Genomic DNA, 13,804 nt, shown 5'->3' with positions numbered 1-13,804 from the left:
GAAGTATGGAGCATATAAAAGAAATACAAAGCTTTATGCGGCTTGCGGAGGCGCAACTGCACGAGGCGGTGAAAGCATATGATATGAAGCAGCTGGAAATGGCTGGAAATCTCATTCAGGAAGCGGAACAGAAAGGCTGTCGTATTCATGTGACGGGAATCGGAAAGCCTGCGCATCTTGCAGGCTATGCTGCATCTCTGCTCTCGTCAACCGGCACACCGGCTTATTTTCTGGATGGTACAGAGGCGGTTCATGGAAGTGCCGGTCAGGTGGCCGAGCAGGATGTGGTCATCGTCATCAGCAATTCCGGGAATACTGCGGAACTGAAGCAGACGGTAACGACGCTGAAGCAAAATCGTGCCGTAATCATTGCAGTCTGTGGAAATACTGATTCCTGGCTGTATGCAAACAGTGATGCACAGCTGTATGCTCATGTGGAGCAGGAAGGCGATCGTCTTAATAAACCGCCGAGAGCCAGTATTTTGGTAGAGCTGCTTGTGCTGCAGAGTCTCAGCGTTCTGCTGCAATATCGTAAAAATATCACCGGAAAGGATTATTTAAAATGGCATCCGGGAGGAAGTCTTGGTGAACGCACACGAAGGGAGGAACAGCAATGACAGTTAAAGGATTGATAACTGCAATGGTCACACCGATGAGAAATGGCAGTATTGATGAGGAAGCGGTACGCGGGCTGGTGGAACGTCTCATTCAAAAGGGGGTTAATGGAATATTTATATTGGGAACAAACGGTGAATTTCATGTTTTAAGCAGAGAAGAGAAAGTAAAGCTAGCCGCAATGGTGGTAGAATATGCTGATTGCAGAGTTCCTGTGTATGCAGGAAGCGGCGGCAATTCCACACAGGAGGTTATCGAGCTATCGCAGGCTTTGCAACAGACGGGTATTACTGCACTCAGTGTAATTACACCGTTTCTTGTACCGCTGAGCCAGCAGGAGCTATTACAGCATTATGAAGCGGTCGCAGATGCTGTTAACATACCGATTATACTTTATAATATTCCTAAAAATACAGGAAACAATATTGAACCGCAAACCGCAGCAGCACTTGCGTGTCATGATAATATTGTCGGAATTAAGGACAGCAGTGGTAATATCGAACAGATTAAACAGTATATAGAGCTTACAAGGGAGATGGAATTTGCCGTCCTCAGTGGGAGTGATTCCCTGATACTAAAGGCATTGAAGCTGGGGGCAAAGGGGGCAGTGGCGGCTACCAGTAATCTGCTAACCGATATTGATGTGGCTATCATTAGATATTTTGAACAAGGAAAGCTGGCAGAGGCACAGATGATGCAGGAAAAGATCGAGCCTTTGCGTAAGGTGTTGAAGCTGGGGAGTATACCGTCGGTATTAAAGGCTACTATGAATATGGCTGGAATAGCGGCTGGAGAATGCAGAAAACCAATCATTATGCCGAATGAGGCTGTATTGGCTGAAATTCGGGAAATGCTGCAGTACTATGTGCAGGAAGGAGAGATGTAATATGTTTAAAGCAGATATAGTGAACCGTATGGAGGCATGCGGTGCTATGGCAATCGTTCGTACAGAGAGTATTGAACGGGGAAAGGAAATTGCAAGAGGCTGTTTGCAGGGTGGTGTTGATGTGATGGAAATCAGCTATACACTCCCCAATGCAGGAGATGTCATTGCGGCACTGAATCATGAATTTGGAAAGACTATGCTAGTCGGAGCCGGAACAATACTGGATGCGGAAACCTGCCGTATGGCAATTCTGGCAGGAGCGAAATTCGTCATTGCTCCGAATTTCAGCAGAGAGGTCGCGCGTATGTGCAATCGCTATCAGATACCATACGCACCAGGCTGTACGACCATTACAGAGATGCTGGAGGCGTTAGAGGTTGGTGCCTCCTATATCAAGGCCTTTCCGATTTCCAATTTCTATGGGCCGCAGCTTGCGAAAATCATTCAAACACCGATTCCGGAAATGCCGTTAATGGCAAGTGGCGGTGCAAGTCTTGATAATTTAGAGGAGTGGCTGGAAAACGGGATTTCCTGTGTAGGCTTCGGTGGCTTGCTTACAAATGGGACACAAGCGGAAATCGCGAATAATGCAGCGGAAATACGCCGCATTATTGATATTTATAGAAAATGAAAACAGGGTGCAGAGATGCATCCTGTTTTCCATGTAGTACCTGCGTTTGATTATGCTGCATTGATTTTAAAAAATATGCTGCCTATACGGTATTAAGGTTAAGAATCAAGCAGAAGCGGTCTGCAGTACCTGCAATAAGGAAACATTTATCATGTGTTGGTAGTAATAAAAAACGTATTTAAAACGTGATGATACGAACAGAAATAGAAGATAAAAGGCTGACTTTTCAGGATCAGCCTTTTACTGGTGCTTATCAGGAATCGCCTTAGAATGATCTATGATAGTTGATATCGAAACAATAAGTGCATTGCGATATGAGATGATTATGATGGCTTTGCCTGGTATCAATCAATGCCTGTCCTACATTCCTCCTGTTCACAACCATTGATAAGATCAACAAAAATTTCAGAAAGTCGTGCAATTTCACTGGATGGAATGCTGATACCGAATACATCATTCACCAGCTCCATGTTGCGGTCAATGGAAGTATAAACCTCACGGTTTGTGGAAATGATACTGTTTGTATTTTTATAGATCAACGGTTCTCTACGAATTACACGCTCAATCATAAACGCACTGTGGAAAATAAAACGGATGGATATTTCATCAGTATAATTTAGTCCGAGATCCTCATAAATTTTCATCAATACTCGAAACAATGCCATTGTAGCTTTCTTCGGATTCAGGAATACAAGAGATTCTGATAGAATTTTGTCCGCTACATCATCCAGCGTTTTCTGTATCTCAATACCATAGCCTGTCGAATCGCTCTGCGGTATCTGCAGGGCGGTTCCATAGTCATAATTCCGTATATCCTCCAGCTGTATAGATGGATTGTTCACCATATTCATCACCTGAATCAGAAGCGGCAGTGAGGTTGGGGAAAGCGTTACCGTTTCGATATCTGTACTGCTGCGAATTTCGGAATCAAAATCAAGCAGAGGATTAAAATCGGTAATGATGACAACACCGCTTCCCTCATCAATTTCCCTTACCTTATCCACAACGGTACTGAGAAAGGCTGTCAGATTTCTTGTGGATGCTGTACCAGTTTCATCAATGTACCGGCATTTCACCTGATACTTCATAGTATTTACATGGGTGGCATATTTTTCAGCAATTCCCTCACACTGACAGGCAACCAAAACAGCGATGCTGCCCTTTATGTGATGCTCTCTGGAATACAACAGATAACAATACATGAACAACTGCTCCATATCCGGAAGCTTTCTATCAAAGGTTTGTTTTAATGCTTCACATATTTCCTCACAAAGCAATTGTATAGCAGTATCCTGCATATCCATATCGGGGACGAACGCGGTGGAATAGGAGTGATGCTTCAATATGGAAAATAGATTGTTTATACGTATGCACAGCTTATCCAGCTGCTTTTCCTGTATTGTGAAGGCATGTTTATCCAAAACCTGCTGTATGCAGTCCCGTATCTTCTGTAATGACAGTGAATACAGCTGATTGATTTCCAGCTTTGCGGCATTGCGCAGCTCCTGCTTACAGTATTCGGACAGTCTTGGCTCCCGGTGTGTGAATGCCTGCAGGATACCATCCTCCTGAATACAGCTGTGCAGCAGCTTTTGCAGGGGAATACATTCTGTCTCCGGAATCAGAAAGTGATTTTTTTCCTGCAGTGTGGAGGTAATGCTTTCTATGATGGGAAGTATATCGGATACATTGCGGATACTGGCAAGCAGTTCATCTGAGAGATGCTGATAATCAATAGTGATAAAGGTTTCCTGCTGTTGTGAGGATTGTATGTATGCATAGGAAAGGGCGTGTCGCAGTTCCTGCTTCAGATTCTGTAGATTCCCCGGATAGCATGCAGTCGCAAAGCAATTTAGAATGGAGGAGGATAGAGAAATCGTCTTACCGATTGCATCTGCTTCATTTTGCATAAAATGCAACACAAACTCATACTTTTCCTTTAATGTTCTGCTATTCAAATCAGGGAGCTCATATACCTTCTGAAACAGCTTTTGCAGCTGTAGAAAGTGTTCATTCATTGCAGTCACGGCAAGAAATAGCAGGTTCAGCTCATTGCTCTCTGCCATTCGCTGATAAAAGCGGAGCAAGGTTTCCATCGTCGTAATGCTTGCAGGGAGTTCCGTGAGTGCATCCAGGTTTTCAAACAGGATGATGTTGCTTTTTTCCTGATCAAGGCTTGTATCGATTCGCTGCATAATGTCAGAAATTGTCAGCTTTCCTAACGCGATTGCTGCGCAGTCAATATGAAGTAGCTGTTCTGTGTCAATTTTCAGATATTGCATGATACAGCGTAATAGATGATGCTTTCCGCTTTTGTGCGGACCGCAGATCATGATGGAGCGCATGGTCTGTGGATAGGTGAGAAAGACCTTGATGTCCTCAATGATGGGATACATACTCTCCCGAATGGAATGCCCAATGCAACTGGTAAATGCTTCCTTCGCTGTTTCCTGAGAGAGTACAAGCGAGTGCTCCAGATAAGTGGCAAGCTCTTCATTTTTAGGTATGAGCGCTGGTATATAGGAATTGGGATAGCGCTTCAGCAGTGTTTTACGGTGCAGATAAAAGGTGGGGCGTCCCTGTATTTTGATAAGAATATTTTCCCGCCACAGATCATTCAGCATACGACTGACATTAGCACGGTCAAGATTCAGATCGAGACTGATGGTAAAGGCGTCGGTATTGATACCAGTATATTCTTTATTCGCAATAGCGATGGATGTGATTTCTGCAATATGCTGCAGAAGCTGACTTCTTCTTGATTTTTTCATAAACCCTCCAGATGGAAAAAAGGAAGAAACATTGCTTCGTTTCTTCCCCGTAGTGATTACATACTTACAGTTTACCACATTTCTCTTCAATTAGGGATTTGTAGAGCATTTGGATTTTTTTGGTTATTTCACCGCGTGCACCATTCCCGATAATGATATCATTGACTTTGATAACAGGAACAATTTCACTGTTGGTATCGGTTACCATGACCTCATCCGCATGCAGCAGCTCTTCCTCGCTAAATTCCTTTTCCCATACCGGAATATTGTGCTGATGGAGAAGCTCGATGATCAGCTGTTTCGTAATACCCGGAAGAATTTTTCCGCCATTGGGATGAGTAAGAACTATGCCATCCTTTACGATGAAGATATTGCCGGACTTTTCCTCTGTAACGATATTGTCACGCACCATGATTGCCTTGCTGACACCTTTTTTTTGTGCTGCATGCTTGGCCAGACAGTTTGGCAGCAGATTCAGTGACTTCACATTACACATAAGAGAACGGCGATCCTCCACTGTTATCGCATCAGCCCCCTTGACCATCTTTTCTTCACTGCGTGTACTGCTTTGCGCAAAACCGCAGAATACCGGCTGCTGCTCCTCATACATGGAGAATCCATGATTGCGCAGCGTTCCATCACCACGTGTTACCTGCAGGTAAATATACCCGTTTTCGATGTGATTCTGTTCTACAAGTCCTCTACAGAATGCAGCGATTTCATCCTTTGTATGCCGCAAATTTAATTCGATAAAGGCAGCGCTGTTTATCAATCTGTCGATATGCTCATCCAGTGCGAATAGCACACCATTGTAAACATGTGTTACCTCGTAGATACCATCTCCAAACTGATACCCGCGATCATGCAGATCGATGTGGATATCCTCCTTGTCCACAAAGGAACCCTTCCATAAATATTTCATGCTGCTTCACTATCAGATATAAGGAATATCTGTACTCCTTTCCACCACAGATAATAAAACACTTTGATCGAACGTGATTGCTATCTCACGTACATATCATAAGACAAGCGAGAGTGATTGTCAAAATGACAGAAAAATACACAGTGGTCATGAGTGTGCAGTAGAACAAGCTGCAGGAAAAGACGATAACAGAAGAATTCGCTAAAGTGTGTATGTATGAAAGCAGTAAAGTACACAGAAGAATTGTGTCGAAACAAATGAACAGCATTCGGTGTGTGATAATTTCTTATAGAAACTACACGATTTCATGAAATTTTTAGTTAAGAAGCTTATATGCTTTCTCTTTCACAGACCAAAACAAACTTTAATTTTCATTTCCGAGTAATTTGGTGTAAAATAGGAGTGTGTTATGAATAAGTAAGTTTATGAAAGAGGTGTCAGGATATGAAAACAGCAATATTAACGGACAGCGGAAGTGCTATGACGATTCAGCAGGCACAGGAGCATGGGATATTCCTTCTACCATTACAGGTAATTGATGAGGAACACTCATATCAGGATGGTGTGGATATCAGTACGGAAGAATTATATGAAGCTTTGCGTAAACAGCATACTCCGAAAACGAGTATGCCGGTGGGCAGTGTTATCGAGGCTACACTACGTACAATCAAGGAACAGGGCTATGAAGAAATCGTATCGGTTCCCTTATCATCCGGTCTTTCATCGACCTTCAACACCATTCAGGTAATGGCAAGAGAGATTGGTATACCAGTCATTCATATCGAGGATTTTACAACCTGTGATCTGCAGGGACATGAAGCACTGCTGGCAAAACGATATGCAGATGAAGGAAAAAGCGGTGCCGAAATCAGCGAGCTTTTGAGTAAGCTGATCAGGACGAGCGGAACATTGATTCTGCCGAATGATATTCAGCATCTGAAACGGGGAGGCCGGTTGACCCCGCTGGCAGCCGCAGCGGCTAGTCTTTTGAAAATCAAGCCTGTGCTTATCATCGATCCCTCCACACAGGGAAAAATCGACGTATTGGAAAAGGTGCGTACAGAGAAAAAGGCAGCTGCTCATGCTGTGGATACGATTAGTGAAAAGCTGGCAGGCAGAGAAGGCTATGTGTATGTGATTCATTCCGACTGTTTGGAAAAAGCGGAGGATATCCGCAGACAGCTGTTGGAGAGAAACAGCCGCCTAGAAATCAGAATCAATACCATCAGTGCCGTAATTGCGGCGCATACGGGTCTGGACTGTATCGCGATACAGTATATTGAAAAATAGTATGAAGTTGAAGCAGGATATTCAGGATTGTCTGTGGAAAACGGATACGCATACGTATCTGTTGCCGCACCCCCTGCTGCGACCATATATTGCACACTATACGATTTGCCACAGCCACTACATGATAACCGAGCAGCTGCATCTGGTTCCGGATATCAGCGGCTGTATTGTCATGAATATGAAGCAGGATAGCGGTTTGGATTTAAAATACTGGGGACCGACAACCAGAATGGTGACCGTCTGGAAAGAGGAGGGGGAGGATCAGGTTCAGTATTTTGTGGAATTTCGTCCCTCGGGCTCCCATGCGTTGTTCTTGGCAGACCAATATCCGTATCGTGATATGCGCATCGAGCTGAAGCAGGTGAATCACCGATGTCATGCATTGATTATGGAAGCCTATGACAAGGCAGAAGGGGAAGCGTCCTTTTTTCAGCAGCTCGATACCATTTTTCTCTCCATGATGAACAAACAGGATGATGCAATGGCAGCTCTTATGCAGGGACTTTCCGCTAAGACGCGTATCGCCGATGTAATGGACAGCTTCGGCTACAGCCGCCGGCATCTGCAGCGTCTGGTACAGCAGCGCCTTGGCTGCAGTATGAAAACCATACAGAAAATACAGCGCATCAATCAGGCTGTTAGTCTTTTGAAGGAACAAAAGCTTACTTTGACTGCCATTGCCCAGCAGTGCGGCTTTTATGATCAGGCACATTTCATTCATGATTTTCGTGAAATCTGTAATGTGACCCCACAGCAATATCAAAAGCAGCTGCAGGATTACTATAATGAGAGCTTCAAGTTTTAAACAATTCTCAAACAGATGATGACATGCAAATGCCGGTTGGAAGCTGAGCGCGAGCATGAAAAAAGTGCTTATGGTATGCGCATTTGAACATCGGTGTGTTCCTTCTTTTCTTTCTTCAATGCCTTATCTTGAACAATATTTGCAGTCACAGCGTAGGAAAGCAAACATGAGGTGTCTTATTATCTTATAGGAACAGCAAAGCAAGCACTCTGATTATGAATCCTTGCTTAAAGATGGAAAAGATACAGCTCATGCATAGCAAAAAGGATCAGATTCATCGTTTTCTTTTCATAAAAGCGATGGAATTGATCCTTTTATGTAATCTTTATGATAACCAAATGGATAAGACTCTTGTGACAATTGTATGTCTTTCAACACTCTGAAAGATACCTTATGCATTGCATAAGAAGAGCAGGCGCCGTATGCTATGTATACAGCTTTCCGTTTTTACTGTTCTGTTCTTATCAAAAGGCTTGGCTTCATTTCTTCTGTTCTCGACAGTCACAGGACTTCTGCGTACAGAATACTCAGGCATCGAAGTGCTTTTTTGCTTTTAATTTCGGCAGCGGGCTGTCATGCTCACTGTCCAGTCCGTATTTGTCCATGTACTGCTCAATCATTTGACTGAAGCCTTCCAGCTGGTGTTCATCGAGCTGATCGAGAAACTGATAAAATTCCTCCTCACTCATACCTGCCAGCGTATTCAGCATTTCAAAGTCGTGGTGCAGGTCCTCCTCCATCATGAGCTTTTGTGCCTCACTCATAAAGTCTTCAATGCGCAGCTTTATTGATAAATCCTCACACAGTCCGCTGAGCATCTGTGCCATATTATCATTATTAACGATGAGTGTGGTAATCCTTCCATACTCTTCCATAAATCCACAGAGTAAGGATACGACACTTCTGCTCATCTCCTCAAAACCGCGATAGCTCTCATCATCCAGCGGTATTTTCAGCTGATAATCTTCATTTTCAAGAGTCAGATACAGGGGCAGGCGGATATCTGCTACTGTTTCTAACAAATCCGCAATCAGATCGACCTGCAGCTCCCTGATCGTTTTTTTCTTCCTGTTCAGCAGAGCAGCCTGATCCGGTTGCAAATGCAGTGTGATGCTTTCATTCAGCATTCGGATTTCCGGATAACTGATATCCAGCGTGCCATCCTTTTTCCATATACCCGACAGCATTCGCCCCTCGTTGTAATCCGGCAGGTTGCGGTGGCCGCAGGACTGCAGGATATCCAGAAAATCGTGCAGGTCATTCGCAATTTCATAAGCCGCCTCATCATCCGGATCCATAGGAAGATAGCCTGTCTGCATGATTTTGACAATACAGGTTCCATCCTCGCTTACCCAGCCATCTCCCCTTTGAAAGCCCTGATCCAGACAGATGATGCTTACACCGTTGGCATACAGATTATAGCCGGGCAGCTCAGGTGTACTTTCCACGCCACGCATATAATCCGTCTCATTCTCGTACAGCTGCATATTATAGCCTTCCTCATACTGAGCGATTACAAGCACCTTTTTTGTTTCCTGATCATCTGCTGTTATCAGACTCATACCGCAAAGCTCCATCTTGTCCAGCTGGTCGATGAATGCGGCAAGTGCTTCATTAAGAACCATTCCGGCTTCCGGACTCAATGTGAAATACATATCCTCCTGCGTGATGGAGGCAAGATCCTCCCTCACCATTTCCTCATCAAAGGGAATATGCTGCATTTCCAGCCAGTTTTTCATTTTCTCATGCTCTTCGTTTGTTTCATCTGCCGCTTTCGCAACGATTTCCTGATAGCCGTCCACATTTCCGGCATCCTCCGCAAGATTATCCTGCTTCCATTTCAGAAGCTTTATCTGGGACTGTGCCTCCTCACTCTGCTTTTCAACCAGAATGACATGTTCCCAGTTATCTCCATAATCGTAGGTATATACAAGCTTCATCTTTTCTTTCAGATAGGTATGCAGCGGGGTATCCATATCCTTAAAAACCGTATCTCTTTCAAATTCAAAGGCTTCTCCATCATCGCACAGGATCTTCACATGCTCCCGGGCAATTTCAAAATCGTATAAATGATAATCCATCCATCCAAATAAATATTGAATCGCCTCATGCAGATTTCGGAATGTCATATCTGCCGGAATCCAGATACGGCGCCACACGGGAGGCGATGTACCCTTCAGGGTGATTTTCAGCTGATAGCCTTTCATACAATACCACCTTCCTTTAAATTATTGTATCATGTTTCTTATAGGTTTTATGCAATTTGCGCACTTTTTTACATATGCTGATGAAAAAATATACAGGATATACATAGGAAGTCCAAAAGAAACATATTTTCTGCAAAATAGAGTCCTGAACACTGCTGAACTGCCGGGTTTTCCACACGTGTAAAAGGAAGGAGACGGCGTCCGTGCGGAAAATCCAGGCAGTAGGTCATGACCTGTATATAGTATAAAAAAAGCAGGAGGAATAAGCAACTGCGCATATTTGCCATATACTTTTTAGAAGAAAGCAGCTGACAGCGGTACAGCTAACATAAAACAGCACAATACACAAAAAAAGGCAGATAGTGGAATGCTATGAGCAATTTTATAGCAGTTATGAGGCGGCAGTCACGCAGAAAACAGGAAGGTGTTTTCGTTTACGGACAGCTGCATCCTATAGTATAATGCAGTTTGAAAAGATGAGGAGTGATGCAGATGTTAAAGGTTTATGTAGCAGGGTCGCTGTTTAATGAGGCAGAGGTTGCCCAGCGTAAAGCGGAAGGGGTCATGTTACGAAGAGAATTTCCAGAGCTGGATATTTTCAATCCGATCGATCAGCCGTTTAACGAAAACAAGCAATCCCTGCCGACACCGGAAATGATTTATGAGGGAGATACACAGGCTGTGGAAGCGTGTGATATCTTCATAGCGGATTTGACAAATGAGGATGCCGGTGTCATGGTGGAGCTGGGAATCGCAATCAAATCGGATACCAAAATTATTATCGGTATCAACAGTGATATCCGTCTGCAGTCTGCCAACTGCTATGCAGTACCGACGATGGGGATGAACCATTATGTTCTGGGTGCAATCCTAAAGCACGGATATTTTGTGCGTAGCTTTGCGGAGGCTGTGGAAAAGCTGAAAGAATTATTAAAGGAAGCGTAAGAAAATCAGACTGTAAGCAAAAAAATAGGAAATCCCTTTCCATGCCGTATAAAGGCTGGCTTGAGATTTCCTTTTTCTTCAGATGAACAGCAATTCTGCTGTTTTTTCAAAAGCCTATGTAATTATGTGCACAGATTGTCCGGCTTCCTGCACTGCTGGCTTCCGGCAGGCACAGTGTCAGATCGAGGAGATAAGTCATTCTGCATTCATAATAAGGGCATAGGCAGCTTGTTTACAATTCCTCCCGAATAAACAGGCAATCCTGTGGAAATGTCTGCTTGTCAAGCTGTTTTACCATCATACAGGTTTCCGGCTTCCTGCGGCCCTCCACCTGTGCCTCTGTATCCAGATCGACATAAACCGTTTTTTCTTCCTGTGCCAAATACCGCATCATATGCTGCAGGGCTTCCTCATCCGCATAGATGCACTCACGAATATGGAGCTCCTGTGCTGAATCCTCCTGTACGATGTATCCCCTTGGCTGATTATCCTCCCAATAGACGCGGATTTTCTGATTCCAGATTGCCGCATTGGGAAGAAACTGATTCTTATAATATGCCAGATCACGTCGCCGCCAGCCGTTTTTCTGTTCACAGAAGTACAGATACAGGGTTAAGAGATCCTGTGCATCCTCTACCTGTTTCCATGTGCCGCCGTCGGCAGCGTCACTCTGTTTTTTCAGCTTCCAGCGAACCCGTTGATACTGCTCAATAAATCCGAAGCTCTTGTACAAATCCCAGTTATAAGCCTGTAGTAATACAAACGGAGCCTTCCCTTGTACCGTCTTTAAGGCATACCGCAGCAGCATCCCCATATAGCCGCAGCCTTCATACTCCGGATTGGTGGCGACTCCTACAACAAACGGTACACGGACATCCTTTCCATCCAGAACGATTGTCATGGGGCGAAGCTGCAGCATGCAGATCAGCTCCTCCTCACTGACCAGCAGAAGGCAGTTTTCCTCACGGTAGAGGCGCTCAAAATAAAACTGGGTGCTTTCTGCCGTTTCCTCCTGAAACTGCTGTTCCCACAGGGAGCGGATTTTCCTTGTCCAGGCAGCATCTGCCTGCTGTATTTTCAGCGCCTGATGTGCGCTTCCGAATTTCTGAATTTTACATACCGGCTGCATATCCGTCTTTGCCTTTCGCAGCTTGGGCAGTCCCATATCATCCTCGCGGTTGACATACACGATGTCCTCCTCCAGTGTTTCCAGATACAGCTTTAGAATTGCGATATACAGACCGCGAATTTCACGGTTCGCTTTTTCCACATGAATCTGAATCATATCCTTCGACAGCCGTGATGCAATGTTAAATGCTTCCAGTCTGCCGTCAATATAGATACAGCCGCCCTCGATCGGAAGCTCCTTTATATGCTCCAGCAAAAGATGAATTCCGGTATCCTCGGCGGATATGCTGTCATCCACATCCTTGAAGGACTGCCAGTAGCGCAGAAAGGCATAGACATCCTCTCTGGTGCTTTCATCAAGCTGCCGGTAAACAAAGCGTCCTTCATACTGCTTTAAAAAGGCGTGGAAGTGATTTCTGCGCTTTTGCATTTTTTTACCGGACAATGTTTCCTGCTGCCTGCGGTCATAGACATAATCTCTTGCGTCATAGCAGTCCCATATAAGGAATTCCATCGGATAGGTATCCACCAGCCAGTTTTTAAATTCCTTGGTCATGGAATGAATTTCAAAGGCGATTCCATGCTTCTGAGAATAGGTGCGGATCGAATGAACAGCCTCAAAACGATGATCCCTTGTGCAATATGGCATCAGCCAGACCGGTTCACGGTGCGGCATACAGGTATAGGCGATGGCATAGTCGGGATAAGTTTCAAAATAGACCTCATACATGCTGGTCCACATCAGCATTGTCACGGTATTGGAATTGTATTCATGATAATCGGCAAGTGCAATATACGGCTGCAGCTCCTGCCAGTTTTCCAGTGTTAGTTTTTTCATAGAACCTCGCTTTTCCTGTACATTATAGGACCAGAACACTAAATTTTCAAGATGTTTGCACAAGGAATGTTTACCTGTCTGTTCTTCGGTGATACAGCCGCACGGCAATGATTCGAAAGAATCCATCTCTTCTTATGATGAAGCGGATTTTTCAGGATATGCATGCAGACGTACTTTATATTGGCAAAACGTGACTTCTGTGTGATAAATTGTTCAAGATTTGTTCAAGAAAGGGCGTGCTGTATCGCTATTATTCTTCTGAGATATTATGATATATATAGAATTTTATCAGGGTATGTTGCATTTAAACATTCACATGGGGAACTGTGATGTCAAAAGCGTCATCGTTTTTCTAAGAGAGGAGAAACCATGTATGAGGGCTTTTATGAAAAGAGTAGCGGATATGCCATGGCGGCCGGTATGCTGCTGAGTACGATGTCACTGCTTCATGCAAATGACAATCCGGTACAGGCGGATGAGGGGGCAAAAGGCACAACATAGGAACAGGAGCATACAGGGGACTCGATAAAGGCGGATGAAGACATGAGCGCAAGGCATCCATCCGGGTGGAAAATGATAAAAAGGCTGTGACACCAAATGAAAAAACGAATGCCGCTGCACCGAATACAGCAGCTGCGACTTCCGCTGGAATGCTGCTTTGCACATTTACGGTTTCCGCTGCCGGTATTGCAGTTCTATATAAATAAAGAAGAGCGCTGAGCAGACTGTAGCTTCATACAACACCTGATACGGAAAACAGATGCGA

12 protein-coding genes are annotated in these 13,804 nt (G+C 44.3%); 8 read left to right on the top strand and 4 right to left on the bottom strand.

What is annotated here, in order from left to right; genetic code table 11:
• Positions 1–5: 5 nt before the first annotated feature.
• From ACG3M1_RS19270 to ACG3M1_RS19260, 3 genes are read left to right on the top strand one after another with little or no spacing between them, the layout of a single operon-like run.
• Positions 6–617 carry an SIS domain-containing protein gene (locus ACG3M1_RS19270; protein WP_002605813.1) on the top strand — a complete coding sequence of 204 codons (612 nt, stop codon included), beginning with the start codon at positions 6–8 and terminating at the stop codon, positions 615–617.
• Complete coding sequence (dapA, locus tag ACG3M1_RS19265) at positions 614–1,501, top strand: 4-hydroxy-tetrahydrodipicolinate synthase (RefSeq protein ID WP_008816697.1); 888 nt, start codon at positions 614–616, stop codon at positions 1,499–1,501. The genes ACG3M1_RS19270 and dapA overlap by 4 nt, the downstream gene beginning before the upstream one ends.
• A 1-nt stretch (position 1,502) precedes the next feature.
• A complete protein-coding gene (locus tag ACG3M1_RS19260; protein WP_009270564.1) occupies positions 1,503–2,132 on the top strand; it encodes a ketohydroxyglutarate aldolase in 630 nt (209 codons plus the stop codon).
• Between the two features lie 344 nt (positions 2,133–2,476).
• Here ACG3M1_RS19260 and ACG3M1_RS19255 read toward each other — a convergent pair whose 3' ends face one another.
• Entirely contained in the window at positions 2,477–4,903 is a 2,427-nt protein-coding gene (locus ACG3M1_RS19255) for a PRD domain-containing protein (RefSeq protein ID WP_100933769.1), read from the bottom strand.
• A 64-nt stretch (positions 4,904–4,967) separates the two neighbouring features.
• On the bottom strand, positions 4,968–5,825 hold the full coding sequence (gene dat / locus ACG3M1_RS19250) for a D-amino-acid transaminase (protein WP_002605809.1): 858 nt from the start codon (positions 5,823–5,825) through the stop codon (positions 4,968–4,970).
• Between the two features lie 444 nt (positions 5,826–6,269).
• Between dat and ACG3M1_RS19245 the strand changes: the two genes are divergently transcribed.
• The gene (locus tag ACG3M1_RS19245) at positions 6,270–7,115 is read left to right on the top strand and encodes a DegV family protein (protein WP_009270562.1); all 846 of its coding nucleotides are present in this window, start codon (positions 6,270–6,272) and stop codon (positions 7,113–7,115) included.
• Between the two features lies 1 nt (position 7,116).
• On the top strand, positions 7,117–7,920 hold the full coding sequence (locus tag ACG3M1_RS19240) for a helix-turn-helix domain-containing protein (RefSeq protein WP_008816701.1): 804 nt from the start codon (positions 7,117–7,119) through the stop codon (positions 7,918–7,920).
• A gap of 527 nt (positions 7,921–8,447) precedes the next feature.
• On the opposite strand, the gene ACG3M1_RS19235 is transcribed toward ACG3M1_RS19240, so the two are convergent.
• Positions 8,448–10,127, bottom strand: a complete 1,680-nt coding sequence (locus ACG3M1_RS19235) for a plasmid pRiA4b ORF-3 family protein (protein ID WP_008816702.1) — start codon at positions 10,125–10,127, stop codon at positions 8,448–8,450.
• 492 nt (positions 10,128–10,619) lie between these two features.
• On the opposite strand from ACG3M1_RS19235, the gene ACG3M1_RS19230 reads away from it, so the two are divergent.
• The gene (locus ACG3M1_RS19230) at positions 10,620–11,072 is read left to right on the top strand and encodes a nucleoside 2-deoxyribosyltransferase (protein ID WP_008816703.1); all 453 of its coding nucleotides are present in this window, start codon (positions 10,620–10,622) and stop codon (positions 11,070–11,072) included.
• 232 nt (positions 11,073–11,304) lie between these two features.
• Here the strand turns inward: ACG3M1_RS19230 and ACG3M1_RS19225 are convergent, their stop codons facing one another.
• Positions 11,305–13,038, bottom strand: coding sequence for a GNAT family N-acetyltransferase (locus ACG3M1_RS19225; protein WP_008816704.1), 1,734 nt, complete (start codon positions 13,036–13,038; stop codon positions 11,305–11,307).
• 369 nt (positions 13,039–13,407) lie between these two features.
• Here ACG3M1_RS19225 and ACG3M1_RS19220 point away from each other — a divergent pair, with 369 nt between their 5' ends.
• The gene (locus tag ACG3M1_RS19220; RefSeq protein WP_008816705.1) at positions 13,408–13,539 is read left to right on the top strand and encodes a hypothetical protein; all 132 of its coding nucleotides are present in this window, start codon (positions 13,408–13,410) and stop codon (positions 13,537–13,539) included.
• Positions 13,540–13,635: 96 nt separating this feature from the next.
• Positions 13,636–13,758: a hypothetical protein gene (locus ACG3M1_RS19215; RefSeq protein WP_256292708.1), complete on the top strand. Its 123-nt coding sequence runs from the start codon at positions 13,636–13,638 to the stop codon at positions 13,756–13,758.
• Positions 13,759–13,804: the final 46 nt, after the last annotated feature.

Source organism: Clostridium sp. 10cd* (assembly GCF_044336395.1).
Classification (GTDB): Bacteria; Bacillota_I; Bacilli_A; order Erysipelotrichales; family Erysipelotrichaceae; genus Clostridium_AQ; species Clostridium_AQ innocuum.
The sequence above is the reverse complement of the archived record's forward strand: the minus strand, read 5'-3'. Positions and strand labels throughout refer to the sequence as shown.

Excerpts from the sequence above, each read along its gene's own strand:
- ACG3M1_RS19220 (WP_008816705.1), top strand. The coding sequence starts at position 13,408 with ATGTATGAGGGCTTTTATGAAAAGAGTAGCGGATATGCCATGGCGGCC.
- ACG3M1_RS19240 (WP_008816701.1), top strand. The coding sequence starts at position 7,117 with ATGAAGTTGAAGCAGGATATTCAGGATTGTCTGTGGAAAACGGATACG.
- ACG3M1_RS19225 (WP_008816704.1), bottom strand. The coding sequence starts at position 13,038 with ATGAAAAAACTAACACTGGAAAACTGGCAGGAGCTGCAGCCGTATATT.
- ACG3M1_RS19215 (WP_256292708.1), top strand. The coding sequence starts at position 13,636 with ATGAAAAAACGAATGCCGCTGCACCGAATACAGCAGCTGCGACTTCCG.
- ACG3M1_RS19230 (WP_008816703.1), top strand. The coding sequence starts at position 10,620 with ATGTTAAAGGTTTATGTAGCAGGGTCGCTGTTTAATGAGGCAGAGGTT.
- ACG3M1_RS19245 (WP_009270562.1), top strand. The coding sequence starts at position 6,270 with ATGAAAACAGCAATATTAACGGACAGCGGAAGTGCTATGACGATTCAG.
- ACG3M1_RS19235 (WP_008816702.1), bottom strand. The coding sequence starts at position 10,127 with ATGAAAGGCTATCAGCTGAAAATCACCCTGAAGGGTACATCGCCTCCC.
- ACG3M1_RS19260 (WP_009270564.1), top strand. The coding sequence starts at position 1,503 with ATGTTTAAAGCAGATATAGTGAACCGTATGGAGGCATGCGGTGCTATG.
- dat (WP_002605809.1), bottom strand. The coding sequence starts at position 5,825 with ATGAAATATTTATGGAAGGGTTCCTTTGTGGACAAGGAGGATATCCAC.
- ACG3M1_RS19255 (WP_100933769.1), bottom strand. The coding sequence starts at position 4,903 with ATGAAAAAATCAAGAAGAAGTCAGCTTCTGCAGCATATTGCAGAAATC.
- ACG3M1_RS19270 (WP_002605813.1), top strand. The coding sequence starts at position 6 with ATGGAGCATATAAAAGAAATACAAAGCTTTATGCGGCTTGCGGAGGCG.
- dapA (WP_008816697.1), top strand. The coding sequence starts at position 614 with ATGACAGTTAAAGGATTGATAACTGCAATGGTCACACCGATGAGAAAT.